Annotated in this window: 10 protein-coding genes and 1 pseudogene; 2 read left to right on the top strand and 9 right to left on the bottom strand. The window is 52.1% G+C overall.

The features are described 5' to 3' along the window. Positions 1 to 71: 71 nt before the first annotated feature. A complete protein-coding gene (locus tag H8S18_RS05095; RefSeq protein ID WP_186857222.1) occupies positions 72 to 1763 on the bottom strand; it encodes a D-alanyl-D-alanine carboxypeptidase family protein in 1692 nt (563 codons plus the stop codon). A gap of 302 nt (positions 1764 to 2065) precedes the next feature. Here H8S18_RS05095 and H8S18_RS14800 point away from each other — a divergent pair, with 302 nt between their 5' ends. After that, complete coding sequence (locus tag H8S18_RS14800) at positions 2066 to 2824, top strand: 3D domain-containing protein (RefSeq protein WP_186857221.1); 759 nt, start codon at positions 2066 to 2068, stop codon at positions 2822 to 2824. 547 nt (positions 2825 to 3371) lie between these two features. Here H8S18_RS14800 and H8S18_RS05085 read toward each other — a convergent pair. Next, positions 3372 to 5432: a leucine-rich repeat domain-containing protein gene (locus H8S18_RS05085; RefSeq protein WP_186857220.1), complete on the bottom strand. Its 2061-nt coding sequence runs from the start codon at positions 5430 to 5432 to the stop codon at positions 3372 to 3374. A 384-nt stretch (positions 5433 to 5816) separates the two neighbouring features. Next, positions 5817 to 6152 (bottom strand): annotated as a pseudogene (locus H8S18_RS05080) (ATP-dependent zinc metalloprotease FtsH); the annotation flags it as partial. 24 nt (positions 6153 to 6176) lie between these two features. Between H8S18_RS05080 and H8S18_RS15030 the strand changes: the two are divergent. Next, positions 6177 to 6566: a TetR-like C-terminal domain-containing protein gene (locus H8S18_RS15030; protein ID WP_186857218.1), complete on the top strand. Its 390-nt coding sequence runs from the start codon at positions 6177 to 6179 to the stop codon at positions 6564 to 6566. A 497-nt stretch (positions 6567 to 7063) separates the two neighbouring features. Here the strand turns inward: H8S18_RS15030 and nrdG are convergent, their stop codons facing one another. The 6 genes from nrdG to H8S18_RS05045 form a co-directional block, all read right to left on the bottom strand. Next, positions 7064 to 7591, bottom strand: a complete 528-nt coding sequence (gene nrdG, locus H8S18_RS05070) for an anaerobic ribonucleoside-triphosphate reductase activating protein (RefSeq protein WP_186857217.1) — start codon at positions 7589 to 7591, stop codon at positions 7064 to 7066. A gap of 76 nt (positions 7592 to 7667) precedes the next feature. Beyond that, positions 7668 to 9842: an anaerobic ribonucleoside-triphosphate reductase gene (nrdD, locus tag H8S18_RS05065; RefSeq protein ID WP_186857216.1), complete on the bottom strand. Its 2175-nt coding sequence runs from the start codon at positions 9840 to 9842 to the stop codon at positions 7668 to 7670. 327 nt (positions 9843 to 10169) lie between these two features. Then, on the bottom strand, positions 10170 to 11888 hold the full coding sequence (locus tag H8S18_RS05060) for an autotransporter outer membrane beta-barrel domain-containing protein (RefSeq protein ID WP_186857215.1): 1719 nt from the start codon (positions 11886 to 11888) through the stop codon (positions 10170 to 10172). Positions 11889 to 12005: 117 nt separating this feature from the next. Then, positions 12006 to 13760: a hypothetical protein gene (locus H8S18_RS14795; RefSeq protein ID WP_186857214.1), complete on the bottom strand. Its 1755-nt coding sequence runs from the start codon at positions 13758 to 13760 to the stop codon at positions 12006 to 12008. Positions 13761 to 13872: 112 nt separating this feature from the next. Then, complete coding sequence (locus H8S18_RS05050) at positions 13873 to 15006, bottom strand: ABC transporter substrate-binding protein (protein WP_186857213.1); 1134 nt, start codon at positions 15004 to 15006, stop codon at positions 13873 to 13875. A 33-nt stretch (positions 15007 to 15039) separates the two neighbouring features. After that, positions 15040 to 17178: an NHLP bacteriocin export ABC transporter permease/ATPase subunit gene (locus tag H8S18_RS05045; protein ID WP_186857212.1), complete on the bottom strand. Its 2139-nt coding sequence runs from the start codon at positions 17176 to 17178 to the stop codon at positions 15040 to 15042. Positions 17179 to 17186 lie beyond the last annotated feature (8 nt).

The following is a 17186-nucleotide window of genomic DNA, read 5'->3' as shown; positions in this document are numbered from 1 at the left end:
TTTAATCACTGCCGTGATGTGCACGGTTGTCGGCATCATATTGCTTGGTTCTATTCCCGTTTTATAATATGTCACTCTTTCTCATTGTCATGGTTTATTTTCCTTTTTATGGGCTTTACCGGCCTGATATTTTTCGGTACTACCGTCGGGATGATATCCGGCGGTATATTTTTTCTTGCGCCGGGCCGAATATCTGCCAGCGTTCTTCTACGTGCGGCATATAGCCCGCGCCGCCTTCTTCGCCGTCCGAGGTTTACTATCCGTATTATCAAAAGCGTAAGAAATACCCCGGCCGGAACAATAATCCACAGATACCATAACTGAAACACGAATAAACCGCCCGTTTCCCCGTCCCCAACTTCTTCGGCAGGATCTGCGGCGGGAACTGTCTGCAACATTCCAGCCGCAATAAGCGGGGCGGAGTATAGTTCCCAGCCATCCAGCAGATAGGCGACTCTCCCTATTTCATCGCCCGTATGAACAGAACTATCTATCGGTTCATTCATTGTCACTTGCTGTTCCAGCACGGTTGTCCCCGTTTCCAGCCCCTGTGCGTCCGTCAGAAGAAGTAAGCGTTCATTTGGCTGTACTCCGCTTAAATCGGCAGCGGCTTCGATCGTTTCGTCCCCAATCTGCCGGTGTGTGGAAAACGCAGTAACATACTGCGCAATATCAACTTTCGCAAAATTTCCAAAACCATAGTCAAACAGTTGCCGTGCAATGTCCCAACGCGCATAGGCTGCGGGGACACCGTTTTCATCGTCCGCAAGGGACATATCGCCAAACACCAGGGCAATCAAATCCATATTCCCATCGGATGCGGAAGCGACCAAACATCCGTAAGACGTAATCAGGTCTTCCGCTTCCGGAGGCTGAATATTCAATAAAAGCCCCGTCTTCATTCCCGTTGCCCGGTCGTCTATGTATGAAGCATATTCTGGATGGTCTGCCGGCGTATGCACCAGATAATTCGAATTCTCGATGACGTCGTTTCCCAGCGTTTCATTTTCTTCCAGTCCGCTTACCGATTCGTATTGATAGGTTTCTGTTCCCATGATTTCGGAAAGTACGGGAACCTCCGCCGCCGCAATTGCCAATTTTGCCATATCCGCAGCGGTGGAGTAATGATTTTCGCCTTCATCCGGTGTATAAACCCCGTGGGAATTGACAAAATGCGTATCTGCCATACCGAGTTCCCGTGCCCTTGCGTTCATCCTGTTTACAAATTCATCCTCCGTGCCCGCAATATGGATCGCCAGTACTTGGGCCGCATCATTTCCGGATCGCAAAAAAAGACCGTACAGCAAATCTTTTACCGATATTTCTGTGCCCTCTTCCAGTCTGTCAAGATGCATCAGGCTGCTGTTTTCGCTTAGTTGACCGATTGCCGCCAACATTTCATTTGTTAATGTTACCATATCTGTAAGCTGACAATTCTCTGCTGTCAGTAAGGCCGTCATCAGCTTTGTTGTACTTGCAGGATAAATCCTTTCATTACTGCTTTTTTCAAATAGCACGGTCCCCGAATCTGCTTCTATCAGCATGGCGGACTCGGATGTAACCTGAGACTGATCCATCTCGGGGGCGCTGTCGTAATAATCGGGCGATTGTGTTGCCGCTGCCTGCTCTTCCCCGGAAATGATTTCTCCGGAAACCGTCACACTGTTCTGCGGTTCGGAAGCGCTGCTGTCAGCGCCGCCCGGCGCCGCTAAAGCGACAGACGGCATCGCGGACAAAAGGCAACATATTATAACCCATATCATAAATTTTCTCACGTGATGAATACCTCTCTGGAGTGAATTTCTTTGCAAAATAACAACACCATATTACTATGATAATTTTGTGTGGATTTTGTGAATTTTTTTTAAACAGCCGGATTTACCCCAGAGAAAAAATGAAACGGCCCGCGGGATTCCTAACAAAATTATACGGATTTTCTCACAAATTCCTGACAAAATACCGTTATGATCTTCTAAAAGGCATATCCTGAGCGAAATGTCTTTTAAGAATCCACATATTAGCGGTATTTCGCCGCTAATATAAATTACATACGAAAGGATGTCATATGAAGAAAAATAAAGTATTGGTTATGGTGCTGACTACTGTCATGATAATGGGCGTATGTTTCACTACCGCCCAGGCAGCTTCGCCCGGTAAAGCGGCAATACAAGGGGAAACAATCGGTTCCTCCTCCTATATTCCTGCGCTGGACACAGACGAAATTACTGAAATCCGGTATGCAGGCGCCGAAGGCGGCAGTCTGCGTCGAAGCTCCGACACAGCAGATGCTGTTGTTGGTAATCTGCAACCGGATACTGTTTTGTATCTATTTAAAGTCGTAAAAACGCAAGACGGAACCCTGTGGGCGGAAACCAGAGTAGATGCGACGGATTCCATTTACTATATCCCATTCGAGGAGACAAAGATGGAATCTGCTGTCGGAAGCGGGTATATTTTACCTGAACCTGACATGGATGAAACAGGGGAGGCGTCCCATGATCGCAAATCCGGGGGCATTGTGTCTGCGGAGGAACGCAGCACCGGCTCAAACGGCGGAATGTTTACCATTACTACCTATTGTCCCTGTGCTGCCTGCAACGGAAAATGGGCCGGGATGCCTACTGCTTCAGGAACACCAATCACTCCAGGCAGGACAATCGCTGTCGATCCATCGGTAATTCCCCTGGGAACGTCCGTCTATATTGAGGGTATAGGAACACGCATTGCCGAAGATACAGGCGGAGCAATCAAAGGCAATCGAATTGATCTTGCCGTTTCAGACCATAGCGAATCCGGCACTTGGAACGCGCAGGTAACATGGTAAAATACTCAATGTGCATGATGTCTTTCTACTGCTCTATCATGCGGGTAGAAAATCCATTTGATTCATGAATCGAGTATAAACCTACCGGGCAATAAGTGGTATACGGCGACTTAAAAAATTTTATGAACACTCTTAAAAACTGCTGCCTGCTATGGCGGGCAGCAGTTTTTATGCAACGATTTAGCAGGGCTGCTAAACGCGTTCTTCCCCACTATGGTTGCCGTACCAAAAACGAACGAAGGTAAAAAACGCAAACTTGAAAATTCCTGAAAATTCAGTAAAATATAAAGCTGTTTTGTCTAAAAAATTATGAATTTAATTTTAATATACCGCGGCCAATCACAAAAGATCTCTTTCTCCCGCATTCATCCGGTTCCGGCTGGCGGCCGCACTTTCCCTATTTTCATGCATATCATACAGAACAAAACGGCGTTCGCACAAAAAAACGGCAATACCGCACTGCCGTTTTCTTTCTTTATTTTTCCGCCATCCTTCTACTTGCCAAGACGGCGTATGCCCGCGCTGCTTTTTCCGCTTTTTCGCTTCACTACTTTCCGCTGCTGTTCCGCGCCGCTTTTTTCCACGCCAGCGCCGCCGCCAGGATCAGGACGGCAACTCCTGCCGTTAATCCATAGGCCGCAGGAGTAGTATTGTCCCCCGTTTTGGGGATATTTCCCCCGGAACCAGCGTCATCCTGCGCCGCCTCTCCTGCCGCCGCACCGTTTTCCTGCACTGCAAGGTAACTTTTCTGCACTGTCCCCGTATAGTTTCCGATATATTGTATGGTAACCAATACGGTATCCCCCCTGCGTTCCTGTGTTACGGTATAATCCCTGCCCGGCAGCAGTTTGGTAGTTCCGTCCCATATGACAATATGCTCTGCGTCTTCTTCATTTCGAATCGGCGAAATATCGAAGCCTGTCCCGTCTTTGGGTTGAATCATTACATGAATCGGAATGTGTTCTACCGTCATATAATCCACCGTATCTTCCGGCGTGTAGGCTGCCTCAAACGTATGGTCCCCTACATTTCCCACGCTTAACGTCCCGTCCATCCAGGCAAAACCCCTGCTGAGCAAAATATTATGCAAAACGTCCCCATAGGTTCCGTAAAGCGTTACCGGAACCGTATATTCCGGAACCGCCCTGTAAATTTCAAACTCCGCCTGCGCTTCCATTCCCGGATAGTCGTCCGTCCCGTCTACAACCGCCTTGACGGCCCATCTGCCCGCCTGCTGCGGTATTTCCCCGGAAAATACGCCGTCTTTTCCATACAGGAAATGAACCGTTCCAAATTCCGCTTCCGCAACCGGCTGGCTGGGCGTTTCCCCATATGTCCAATTTTCAATATGCAGGGGAACCGTCCACGCATTTCCTTCCTGAATATCGAGCGTGGCATGGACGACTACCCCATTGCTGGTATAGTCATAGGCAACAAGCGTTCCCGGCGTCAAATTTTCGAGCGTACTGCCGCTGAGCCTTGCATTCTGCAAATTGCTGACCGCTGCCCCGTCGAACTTTGGGTCAAGGTTTTTCAGGTCGTAAGACGTCTCGCCCCGAACAAGTTTGACCGTCTTTGCCCGCTGCCCTTCCGTCAAGACCGTGATTCCCGTTCCGCTCCCCATATGAATAGAGACCAGTTCATTGTTCCTTACGTTTGCGCTTACCAGCTTGGGATTATTGGAAAAATCCAGCGTTTCGATTGGATTCCCCTCGCATCCTATGAAAGTCAGCTCCGGATTATTGGAAACATCTAAACGGCCCACCATGCTGTACGAGCAAATCAGTTGGTCGAGCTTGGGCGCGTGGGACAAATCCAGTTCGCTTAACATCCCGCCCAAATAGGTGAGATAGCGCAGCTCCGTATTTTGCGTGAGGTCAATCTCCCTGAGCGGCATATTGCCAAATGTCAGTTCCTGCAGCGCAGGGGCTTTCCTTAAGTCCAGGGAAGCGAGTTTTGTTTCATAACAATTCAAGTTCTGTAATTTGGTATTGCTCTCTATGTTCAATTCGGCCAATGGATTATCCAGGCACAATAACTGCGTCAATTCCGGATTTCCGCTTAAATCAAGGGAAACGATGCTGTTGACCCGGCAGCTCAAAACCAATAGATTCGGGAAATAAGCGATTCCCTCCAGGGTTGTGATTCCTTTGTTCGGTACGTTGATTTCCTTCACTGCCTGCCGTTCCGCTTCCGTCAGCCATCCGTTCGCATCTTTATCAATCAGGGAACTGCCGACATATGCCCGGAACTGGGCGTCCGGAAAATTCGCCTCATCGATTGCAATCTCTCCGTCCGCGGCCTGGGTTTCCGTCTGCTCCATATCAGCTTCCGGTTGCTCCGCGGCTATTTTCGGATCCGTTTCCTTCGCAACCTGTTCCGTTTCCATCTCCGCCGGACCAGCCGCTACCCCATCGGTTCCGGTTGTTTCCAGTCCGCCTGCATCCAGCGTTTCCGCTGGTGTTTCCTGTATTTCCTGCGTTTGTATGGCGGTGGGTTCCGCGCCGTCCGCGGCGGCCGCATACGCCGGAATTCCCGGCAGCAAACAAATCAATACTGCCAAAAGCACTTGTACCGGCCTCATTCTTTTTCTGGACTTTTTCATCATGGTTTCACCCCTTCTTGTTCCACCGATGCCATGTATCCTGAAAACAAAAATCTTCATTGATATGGAAAGCCGGTTATACTGGTATAGATACCCCTTTTGGGTGAAACCTAATCCTTATTTATTTCCCACGAACAGGCATGCCAACAGAAATATGCCTGTTTTTGTTGAACAGCAGGCAAATATTCTGTCGTTGCACCAGTCAAAATACGGCAATCGGCGCAAGTCCTGCCCAGCATCAGATATACGGCCGCAGTGCCGCCTTCCAGCGGATAAACAAGCAACAGTATCCCGATTGCCAAACGGAACCCCTGGTTTTCCGCCGCCTTTTTCCTATTCTGTCTTCCACTTCCGTTTGCTTTTCCTGCAATTCAAATTCTTCTGTTTCTATGTCGGGCTTTGCTTATCATTCTCCCTGTAAAAGCTCCATAAATTTTTCCCCGGATATCGTTTCCTTATCCAGTAAGCTTTTGCAATGCGCTCCAGCGCGCCCTCATTCTCCTGCACCAAGTTCACGGCTTTCGCATAACATTCTTCCATGATCTTCTGCACCTCTTCATCTGCCAAAGCGCCTGTCGATTCGCTGCATATTGCCATATTTCTCCCATCGAGATAACGGCTTTGGCTTTCTTCCAGCGCCATCATCCCAAACCGGTCACTCATACCGTATTGCGTTACCATACTGCGCACCAGCTTGGTTGCCTGCTGCACATCCTGCGCTACACCCGTTGTTGCCGCCCGTCATCAATGCAATTTCATGCTGCCCTGCAAAATATCAAGGATAATTCCGCGCCTTTTTTTCACATTATGGAGTCCGATCCAAGCAGGGAGACAGTTACGATGCTCCATCATTTTTTCGCGGACAGCTTTTTACAGACTCTCTTAAAAATGGAGCGGACCGGTTTCAGCCTTCCCGCATCTCCGGAATTTATCGCTTCATTTTATGCAGGGGGAATTTCGATAGAGATCGGCATTTGGATCCAAAACCATTTCAAAACCTCCGTCGAAGAGTTTGCGGCTAATCTTTACCAGCTTATGTCAATTATATTTTCACCTTCTGCGTCCGAATTCTTGTCACGCGAAGCGGCCGCGGAGCAGAGCGAGGTCCTTAAAAATATTAAGAGAACAGAAAAATAATAATATTTGTATTTGTGAAGCAAAACCCGATGAGGTGAGTTTAGCAGTCCATTTCTATTGTGAAATTCTTGAACGGCAATTTAATTTTTTGCCAGCCGCGGAGCAATATTTTTCCGTGCCATGACGGAACTTTTTGACAATATCAATAAAAACTATGGATTATAGAGAAAAACGGAAAAATTGAAGGCTCAATTCGCATAATAAAGAAACGCGGCCGGGAATATTCGGCACAGGTATATTCTTACAAGGAAAGGGTGCTGGGAATATGTTTATGCCAACCGCTATGGATTTTTGTGAGGAAACGGACCGCTCAGATATATCTTTGGAGAATAGGTATTTGCAAAGCTGCCCGGCATTTATGTTCGAAGTTTGAATTTCAATGAACTGCTGCAAAAGCAAACAATGAATAGGTTCCTATGGCAAAAGAAAAACAGGAAAAGAAGTGCTGATATTTGTCTATAACACGTATATTCAGCCAGCACTGTTGACTTCTGCAATTATACCAGCTCCGGCCATAGTACGATATGCCCCTGTTCCTTTGTGCGGTTCAGATCGATGATCCTTTGGTTCGCGGAACCGCGGAATTGCAGGGACAGGTCTTTTTGCGCTTCCACATAACGCCCATCCACAAGTACATCTATGAGCGCCAGGATTTCTTCAGTTTCTCCGCAATTTGGATATGCGCCCTGCCCGTGCAGTTCCTCCAGCGTAAAGCCGGTAAACGCCCAAATGTCTTTGTCCGGATACCGCTCCTTTACACGGCGCAGGAAGGGCAACAACGCGTGCTGGTTTTCCGGTTCGAAAGGTTCCCCGCCAAGCAAAGTCAGTCCGTTAATGTAGTCCGGTTCCAACATGGCAAGCAGCTCATCCTCCGTTTCCCGCGTGAACGGGCTCCCATACTGAAAATCCCAGGTCTCCGGCTGAAAACAATGCTCGCAATGATTGGTGCATCCCGAAACAAATAAGGTAACGCGGACGCCAGTCCCGTTTGCAATATCACAGTTTTTTATTTCTCCGTAGTACATAAAAAAAACGTATACCCTCCTGACCACGCGGATAGAAAGGGGCACCCTGCCGGATGCCCCGTGACCTGTTCCTTGATTATAAGTGCATCACGCGTTCTTTGATCTCCTGCGTACGTCCCTGGTTCCAATACTGCGTGCCAATATACCCGCAGGTGCGCCGTGCTACATTCATTTTATCCTGATCCTGATTGCCGCATTGCGGGCATGTCCAAACCAGCTTTCCATCCTGTTCCTGTATTTCGATCTCTCCGTCCCAACCGCAGACTTGGCAATAATCGCTTTTGGTGTTCAGCTCCGCATACATGATGTTGTCATAAATAAAACGGATCACCTGCATCACTGCCTCAAGGTTGTTCTGCATATTGGGTACCTCTACATAGCTGATCGCGCCGCCCGGGGACAAGGCCTGGAATTTAGATTCCAGCGCCAGCTTGTCAAAAGCATTGATGTCTTCTGTTACATGCACATGATAGCTGTTGGTGATATACCCCTTGTCCGTTACCCCTTTGATTACGCCGAAACGCTTCTGGAGGCATTTTGCGAACTTGTAGGTCGTCGACTCAAGCGGCGTGCCGTAAAGGCTGTAATCGATATTCTCGGCCTGTTTCCACTTTGCGGTATACTCATTCAGCTTCTTCATGATCTCCAGGCCAAATGCTTCGCCTTCCGGCTCCGTCAGTTTTTTGCCGATCATGCTGTAAACGCATTCCCACAGCCCCGCATAGCCAAGGGAGATCGTGGAATAACCGCCGTGAAGCAGCTTATCTATTTTTTCGCCTTTCTTCAGCCGGGCCAACGCCCCGTACTGCCAAAGGATCGGCGCCACATCCGATACCGTTCCGCTCAGGCGCTCGTGCCGGCATTGCAGGGCTTTGTGGCACAGTTCCATACGTTCGTCAAATACCTCCCAGAACTTCTGCATATCCTTGTCTGCCGAAAGCCCGATATCCACTAAGTTGACCGTTACCACGCCTTGGTTAAACCGCCCGTAATATTGGGGCTCCCCTTTTTCGTTCACATAGGGCGTCAGGAAGCTGCGGCAGCCCATGCAGGTATAGCACTGCCCGTCCCCGTTCTTATCTATCTTGAGCCGGCGCATGATTTTTTCGGAGATGTAATCGGGCACCATGCGCTTTGCCGTGCATTTCGCGGCCAGCTCCGTCAAATAGTAATACGGAGCATTGGGCCGGATATTGTCCTCCTCCAGCACATAGACGAGCTTGGGAAATGCCGGCGTGACCCATACGCCTTTTTCGTTCTTCACACCCTGGCAGCGCTGCTCCAGCATTTCTTCGATTACCAACGCAAGGTCATGCTTCTCCTGCTCATTTTTTGCCTCCCCCAAATACATGAATACCGTTACAAACGGGGCTTGCCCGTTTGTCGTAAGGAGGGTCACTACCTGATACTGGATTGTCTGCACTCCCCGACGTATTTCTTCGCGCAGGCGGGCTTCCACCATTTTGCTGATCTTGTCGATCGAGACCTCAACGCCCATTTCCTTGATCTCGCGCAGTACCTGCTGACGGATCTTTTCACGGCTCACTTGTACAAACGGCGCCAGATGCGTGAGTGAAATCGACTGTCCGCCATATTGGTTGGACGCCACCTGCGCAATGATCTGCGTAGCGATATTGCAAGCTGTGGAAAAACTATGCGGACGCTCAATCAGCGTTCCTGTGATGACCGTACCGTTTTGCAGCATATCTTCCAGATTCACAAGATCGCAGTTATGCATGTGCTGTGCAAAATAATCCGAATCGTGGAAATGGATGATCCCCTCGTTGTGCGCGTCTACGATCTCCTGCGGCAGCAGGATACGGTTTGTAATATCCCGCGATACTTCCCCCGCCATATAATCCCGCTGCGTCGAATTGACGATTGGGTTCTTGTTGGAATTTTCCTGCTTTGCTTCCTCATTATTGAGCTCGATCAGGCTCAGGATCTTATCGTCCGTTGTGTTGGACTGGCGCACTAAATTACGCGTGTACCGGTAGGTGATATATGCTTTTGCAACTTCGAACGCGCCGTGCGCCATGATTTGATGCTCCACCATATCCTGTATTTCCTCTACGATTGGGGAACGGCCCAACTGCTCGCAGGATAAAACCACGCTTTCTGAAATCCGCTCTATCTGCATAGGCGTCATCCGCACTTTTTCTTCGACCGCCTGATTTGCTTTGCTGATTGCATTGACAATTTTTGCAATGTCAAAATCGGCTTCCGAGCCGTTTCTTTTGATAATTTTCATTACTTCTTCCCTTCCTCGCGAACTCAATATATTGTATTATTCCACAAGAGATAATAGCATATATGGTGTGTAGTGTCAAATTTATTTTCATTCTATCATCCGGTTTATTATAGTAATCATCGCTTTATGTATCTCTTGCAGACAGCAAATTGTTGAAGCCAAAGCAAGATTTTCAACGGCATGGCAAAGGAAGACGGCAAATGGAATAGACGGAACGGCTTTTTTCTGCCGCGAAGCTGCCTTGCATGTAATCATACGGAAAACAAAGAGGAATGAAACGAAAAGCGCCCTGCGGGAAAACCGCAGGGCGCCGATTGGCCGTTCGTTTTACCGGACAGTCCGTTTCCTTGCCGAAGCCGCGGCAGCGGCCAACGCCGCGCCCGCCGCGGGCATCAGGAAAAGCCAGAGGGCAATGCCGCTTCCATCCCCGGTATTCGGGTTTGTCCACTGTGCAGTTTCCCCTGCGTTTTCTTCCGTACCGGAGTCTCCGCCATCTGCCCCTCTCACAGCTGCAACAATCACGTCTTCTTTCGTAACTTCCTGCGTCAACGCCGCGTCTGTAAAATATTTTCCGCACTCCCTGCAATACCAGTATTCTATATTCCCATCGGCCGTCTGCGTCGCTTCCTGCGCCGGATAGTGTTCCACATCGTTATGGACGTGTTCATTCGTAGCCGCAAGGACGACGTCCGCCCGCGCGACCTCCTGCGTCAGTGCCGCGTCTGTAAAACATGCCCCGCAGTCCTTGCAGTACCAATACTCCATATTCCCATCGGCCGTCTGCGTCGCTTTCTGCGCCGGATAATATTCCAAATTTCCGTGGGCGCACAGCCCGTCGTTGTTCGCACTGCCAATGCTGATGTCTAACGACCTCCCTTTATATCCTCCGCCGATTCCGCCTGCCCGGACATTCTCAAGGTTTGCAATCGTGATTTTCTCCCCGTTGCCTTTCACGCCGCCGCCAATCCCGACGCCATACCCTTCGCCGCCAAAGCCGCCGTCCGCTGTTACTTTTGCGTTTCCGGCAATACTGATATTGTATGCGTTCCCATCATATCCGCCGCCAATCCCGGCTGCGCACGGTCCGCCAACCGCCGTTACCTGCGCATTATCAGTAATTGTAATATTTCTTGCGGTTCCGCCGCCAATTCCAGCTCCTCCCCAGCCAAGTGACGGCGAACCTGAGCCGCCAGTCGCCGTTACCTGCGCGTTTCCGCTGATGGTAATGCCAAAGTCGATTCCGTTTCCGCCAATGCCGACTTCCGACCCTCCGCCCGTTGCCGTTACCTTTGCATTGTCGGTAATGAGGATACGGTTTGCAGAGCCGCGGGTCGCGCCGATTCCCGCGCCATTGCTCTTGGAATCTCCATTAGCCGCCGTTACCACCACATTTCCTTTTATGATAATATTCCTCGCTTCTTCAAGCCAGCCGCCGCCAATCCCGCTTCCCTCGCGTCCACCGGTTGCCGAAAGACTTCCGTCCCCGGTGATGGTAAGGTTTGCGTCAGAAACAGTCGCACCCATGCCCGCCTGCAAACCTGCCGCTCCCGTATTCGTACTGACCAGCGTGTTTACAGTTCCGCCTTCCAGCTCTACCGTAATGTTCCCCGGGCTGTAATTGATACGGAACGCGCAGCCGCTTTTGATGTTGACGCCCGCGAGAATTACGGTGGCGTTCTTCGCTCCCGCAGTTACCGTGATGTTGTTGCCTGTGGGCGTAGAAACATCGCTCTGCGTTACGCGGTACGTTCCGTCTTTTTCAATCACAAGGGAACCGCCCGTGGACAGGTCGTGGCTGATTTCTCCTGCGACGTTATCGTCTACGCCTAGCGCCTCCGGTTCGCCTGTTTCATCCGTACCGCCCGCTTCGCCTCCATCCGTACTGCCCGTGCCCGGCAGGTCGCCTGCGTCATCCCCGGCTGCACTGCCTGTGCCGGAGGGGTCGCCGGAATTTCCCGGTTCCTCCGCCGCAAAGGCTGGCGTGCACAACATCCCCAGCACGAAAACCGCCGCCAAAAGGCATGCCATCCATTTTTTCGTTTTCATCGTCTTCCCCTCCGTGTCCTTTTATTGTTTCCGTCATCACCGGGCATATCCGGGACATCCGGGAATCCGCCCTGCTTGCCTCCAGTAAGTATAGCGTCGCACCTGCGGACGGCGATTCTACCGGGTTCCGGTTCTTTTTCTTGCAGAAACCGCGGCGGCGGCCAGCACCGCGCCCGCCGCAAGCGTCAGGAACACCCAAAGGACGATGCCGCTCTCGTCCCCGGTCTTCGGGGCTTTCTGCCGCTCCGTTTCCACTGCGTTTTCTTCCGCCCCGGAAGACGCCGCCTCATTCGTGGACACGGGAAGGGTAATCTCCTGCGTCAGGTCCTCGTCCGCAAAATATTTCCCGCATTCCTCGCAGTACCAATATTCCAGGCCGCCGTCTTCGGTCAGCAGGGTGTTCTGCACGGCATCGTGGTCGTGCAGATCATTATACGAGCCTTCAATCTTGATGTTATACGCTTTTCCTCCAAATCCACCGCCGATGCCTACGGTCTGCACGTTCGCAATATTCTCTATCGTGATATCGTGTCCGTCTCCCTGGTATCCGCCGCCGATGCCGGAGCCATATTCTCCGCCGACCGCCGACACCTTCGCGCCGCTGCCAACCGTAATATTATATCCATCTCCACCGTTGCCGCCGCCGATGCCCGCGCCGTTCTTTCCTCCAATTGCCGTTACCGTTCCGCCGCTGATGGTAATATTCTTTCCGTCGCTGTTGTAGCTTCCACCGCCGATCCCAGCCGCGCCTTCTCCGCCAGTCGCCGTTACCGTTCCGCCGCTGATGGTGATATACTGTCCGTCATCCCTTGAACCACCGATCCCGGCTCCATTCTTTCCGCCGGTCGCCGTTACCGTTCCGCCGCTGATAACGATATTGGTTCCCATTGCGCCGCTGCCGCCGCCAATCCCTACTGCATCATATCCGCCAATCGCCGTTACCGTCCCGCCTTTAATATAGATATTGCTTCCAATTCCGCTGCTGCCGCCGCCGATTCCGGCTCCATTATGGCCTCCCTTCGCCGTTATGGTTCCGCTGAGGATGGTGATATTCGTTCCGCTCTTGAGGAACCCGCCGCCGATGGCGGCTCCATTATCGTAGCTGGATACCGAAAGGCTTCCTTCGCCGGTGATGGTGAGCATACCGCTGCCGCCGTTCTTTTGCAGGCCTGCCACCCATAAAGCCGTACTCGCCAGCGTGTTTGTCGTCCCCGCCGCAAGCTCCACCGTAACGTTGCCCGTGCTGTTGTCTGCAATTTGGAACGCGCAGCCGCTCCTGATGTTCACGCCCGCCAGAATAACCGTAGCGTTCACGCCCGCGTTGATGGTAATGTTATTGCCCGTTGCCGCGGAATTGCTCTGCGTTACGCGGTACGTTCCGTCTTTTTCAATCACAAGGGGGCCGTCCGTAGAAAGGTCATGGCTGATTTCTCCCGCGGCATTGCCGTCCGCGTCCATACCGCTCAGCTCTCCCGATTCGCCTGTATCCTCGTCATCCGTATTGTTCAAGCCCGCCGGGCCGCCTGCACCGTCCCCATCCGCGCTGCCCGAGCCTGACGGATCACCCGTGCCGTCTCCGGTTGTGTTTCCCAAGCCAGACAGGTCGCCCGTGCCGTCTCCCGCTGCGCTGCCCGAGCCAGACAGATCGCCTGTGCCGTCCCCGGTTACATTGCCCGAACCAGACGGGTCGCCTGTGCCGTCCCCCGCTGCGCTGCCCAAACCAGACGGGTCGCCTGTGCCGTCCCCGGTTACATTGCCCGAACCAGACGGATCGCCGCCGCCCGTTTCATCCACCGCAAAGGCAGGCGTGCACAGCATTCCCAGCACGAAAGCCGCCGCCAAAAAACATGCCATCCATTTTTTGATTTTCATAGCTTTTCCCTTTCCGCATACTTCCGTTATTTTCAAATCAGGTTTTCTTCCATCATTCAGGTTTTGCCGGCCCAGGGTCATCAAAACGCCGGGCCGGCGGTTTTCCGCACCCTTATTGCACCACCGTAAACACCCCGTCCTTCATCATCAGGTATTCGTAATCATAGGGGCCTGCCTCGTCCTCCGGATCGGGAAGCCCGTTTAAAAGGTCGTATACGATATTTCCACCTATTCCTCCGGCATTTGGCGCGTTTTCACGGATATTCCGCGCCAGCGAGGTATTGTCTCCCGTATAGGCGGCGAGTATCAGCTTCGCGGCGTCATAGCCCTGAACGGCCTCATTATCCGGTTCTGCTCCGTACCGCTCATAAAACCGCTCCGCCCATTCCTCATATTCGCCGCTCCGGTCGACCGGATAATAAGCGGGCATAATGATCCCGTTTGCCTCCCCGAGCCTTTCGATCACCTCTCGGTCCTCGATCCTGAAGCAGGAGAGAAGCGTGATGTCCGGCAGTTCTTCCTTGATTACCGCCAGCACATCCGCGGCCCATTCCGGTTCATAATACGGGACATACGCCGTATCTATGCCGAGCGCTTTCCATGCCTCCATTTCGCTGTAAAATTCCTGCGAGGTAAACGGCTCGGACAGCGAAGACACCGTGCGCCCCTCTTCGGAGCGCAGCAATGCCCTTTCAAAAGCGGTGGCTTCCTGCTGCTCAAAAGACGTATCGCTGTGAATACATCCTATCCTTTTCGCCCCGGACTGCGCGGCATACAGCCCCATGGCATAGCCAAGGTGCTCCGCGTTCAGTGAAAAAGGAAAGAATGTCTCGTATCCGCGTTTCACGGTATCCTCCAGATATCCGTGCAGGGCAAAAAATGTTTTACCATTTTCTTCCATTGCTTTTGCCGCGGCGTCCACAACGTCGTAGTCCTGTATGGACAGGATCGCCGTAACGGACGGATCGGCTGCCTTTTCGTTATTCAGCTTGAGCGCGTCTTCAAACGTATCGCCGCTTTCATATATATCCAAGGATACCGTATTCGGTCCTGTATATTCGTCAACGGCCATCCACACTCCCCTTTCATAGCTCTGCGCGCCAAAGCCCATGCTGTCGTCGCACAGAAGTACGAGCTTAATGACGCCGTCCGTCTGCCCCGCTTGCTGCGCGCATCCCGCAAGCAGCATCAGAACAGTTAAAAGAACGCAGGCCAGCGATATCAATCTTTTGTTTTTCGTTCGCATATTATTCTCCTTGCAGATCAATCCGCTCAAAATTCAGGCAATTTGCCGCACCGCGAATTCGTAGAACAATCCGCGTTTCTCCATTAGCTCCTCATAGCTGCCTTCCTCCGCGATCCTGCCGCCGTCTATCATAATGATGCGGTCGCATTGCCTCACGGTGGATAAACGGTGCGCAACCGCGATCCGCGTGCACCCGATCCGCGCGATATTTTCCGCCACCATATCCTGCACCAGATTATCGAGCGCGCTCGTCGCCTCGTCAAACAGCAGTATCCCCGGTTTTCCTACCAACGCCCGCGCAATCAGCAAACGCTGCTTTTGTCCGCCCGAAAGGCCGTGCCCGTCTTCACCGATTACTGTCATCATTCCCATCGGCATTTTTTCGATATCTTCGGCAATCCCTGCCAGCCGCGCCGCTTCCCATGCGTCATCCATCGTGCTCCACGGCGCGGTCACGATAATATTGGAAAAAATATCCCCGTTCATCAATTTCCCGTCCTGAAGTACCACACCCGTTTTCTGGCGCAGCCAGCGCAGGTCGAGCGTTTCCATATCGTTTCCGTCATAATAGATCGCTCCCGATTCCGGCTGTTCAAAGCCGATCAGAAGGCGCAGCAGGGTGGATTTCCCGCAGCCGCTTTTCCCGACGATCCCCACATATTCCCCCTGCCTGATATGCAGGCTGAAATTATCCAATATGAGCGGCATATCTTCCGTATAACGGAAAGAAACATTGGAAATATCGATCTCCCCGTGCAGCGCGGCGGGCTGCTTTTTTTGCATATCCACCTCGGGCTGCGCATCAAAGACCGGCTGAATGATCTCGATCTGCGGACCGATCTTCGCAAGCTCCGGCGCTACCCCCGCGAGCGCGACAAGCGCGGACGAAATCGCCCCGTAGGCAGTTGAAAACGCGATATAATCCGATTGCGATATCCCGCTTGTTCCGGCAACATAATACAGCAGAATCGTGCCGCCGAGCGAGACCGCCCCGGTAAGCGCGCCGCTTAAAATCAGGAAAAGCGGCGGCCGGAACCGTACCGTTCCTATTTCCGCATAGGCCTTTGCCCATTTGGAGAACGCGCGTTTTTCCGCGCCGGCTATTTTGATCTTTTGTATCCCCTTATACAGCCCGTAAATAAGGCCGTTTGTTTTCGCGTTCAGCGTTACCCGCTTTTTTTCCACCCGCGCCTGCACCAGCATGACCGCTGTTAATACGGCGACGGAAGCGCAGATCATCAGCATGCCCGGCGCAACGAGCTGCGGGGAAAAAGAGACCATCTGGAAAATATATACAAAAGAAAAAATTGCCGTCAGTCCGGTTGTAAGCACGGTGCCGGACAAGGTTTTCGCGATCCTGTCCATTCCGTTTACGCGCTGTGCCAGGTCCCCCGCGGAATACTCTTTGAAAAAGGAGGGCGGCAGAGACATAATGCGCGCCATGGAAGCGCTTCTTGCCGCCAAAATGATCTTGTCGCTCAAACGCGCCAAAACCAAACTTCGGGAAATCCCGAACAGCAGTCCGCCCACCGTGGCGCCCGCAAGCAGCGCCGCGGCCGGCAGGATATTCTCCGCCATGCCGATTGGAATAATCCGGTCAAAGATCAGTTGATTGATGTAGGGCAGCACCATTCCGAGCAGCCCCGCGCACAGCGAGGCGAACAGCACCCACAAAATATCGCCCGGCGAAAGCTCTTCCAGCAGGAATTTCAGAAAATCCCGCAGGCGGATCGGCCGCAGCGGAAGGCTGCGTGTGAAGCTGATGGCCTTTGCCTGTATTTTCCGCGCCGTTTTTCTGTTCACCGCAATGCGGTTTCCTTCGGCGTCATAATATACATAGCCATTGAACAGGGTTGGAATCAGGGCAACGGGCGTTCCGTCTTCAAGCGTTCCGAGCATCGGGCCGGTAACCGTTTTCCACCAGTCCCCGTCCAGCCTTACCGTGCGGTACATCACGCCGGACGGCCGCAGCACATATTCCAGTCTTTCCCGTTTGTCCGTGATTTCCGCGGGGATATCCGGCTCCTGTATATTCAGGTAGCGCAATATGTAGGAAAGGACGTCTGTTTCCGCTCCTCCTCTGTTTTTTTCATGCGCGCGGACAACCGAAAGAAGCGCCTCATAGGCTTCTTCCATCTGCCGCCAGTCTTTTTTCTGCCGCTGTCCGTTCATACCTCTCC

Origin of the sequence: Christensenella tenuis (assembly GCF_014287795.1) — a bacterium.
Lineage (GTDB): Bacteria > Bacillota > Clostridia > Christensenellales > Christensenellaceae > Christensenella > Christensenella tenuis.
The sequence above is the reverse complement of the archived record's forward strand: the minus strand, read 5'-3'. Positions and strand labels throughout refer to the sequence as shown.

Bases quoted from the DNA above. Each gene is read 5' to 3' on its own strand.
- H8S18_RS05095 (WP_186857222.1), bottom strand. From the start codon at position 1,763: ATGATATGGGTTATAATATGTTGCCTTTTGTCCGCGATGCCGTCTGTC.
- H8S18_RS14800 (WP_186857221.1), top strand. From the start codon at position 2,066: ATGAAGAAAAATAAAGTATTGGTTATGGTGCTGACTACTGTCATGATA.
- H8S18_RS05085 (WP_186857220.1), bottom strand. From the start codon at position 5,432: ATGATGAAAAAGTCCAGAAAAAGAATGAGGCCGGTACAAGTGCTTTTG.
- H8S18_RS15030 (WP_186857218.1), top strand. From the start codon at position 6,177: ATGCAATTTCATGCTGCCCTGCAAAATATCAAGGATAATTCCGCGCCT.
- nrdG (WP_186857217.1), bottom strand. From the start codon at position 7,591: ATGTACTACGGAGAAATAAAAAACTGTGATATTGCAAACGGGACTGGC.
- nrdD (WP_186857216.1), bottom strand. From the start codon at position 9,842: ATGAAAATTATCAAAAGAAACGGCTCGGAAGCCGATTTTGACATTGCA.
- H8S18_RS05060 (WP_186857215.1), bottom strand. From the start codon at position 11,888: ATGAAAACGAAAAAATGGATGGCATGCCTTTTGGCGGCGGTTTTCGTG.
- H8S18_RS14795 (WP_186857214.1), bottom strand. From the start codon at position 13,760: ATGAAAATCAAAAAATGGATGGCATGTTTTTTGGCGGCGGCTTTCGTG.
- H8S18_RS05050 (WP_186857213.1), bottom strand. From the start codon at position 15,006: ATGCGAACGAAAAACAAAAGATTGATATCGCTGGCCTGCGTTCTTTTA.
- H8S18_RS05045 (WP_186857212.1), bottom strand. From the start codon at position 17,178: ATGAACGGACAGCGGCAGAAAAAAGACTGGCGGCAGATGGAAGAAGCC.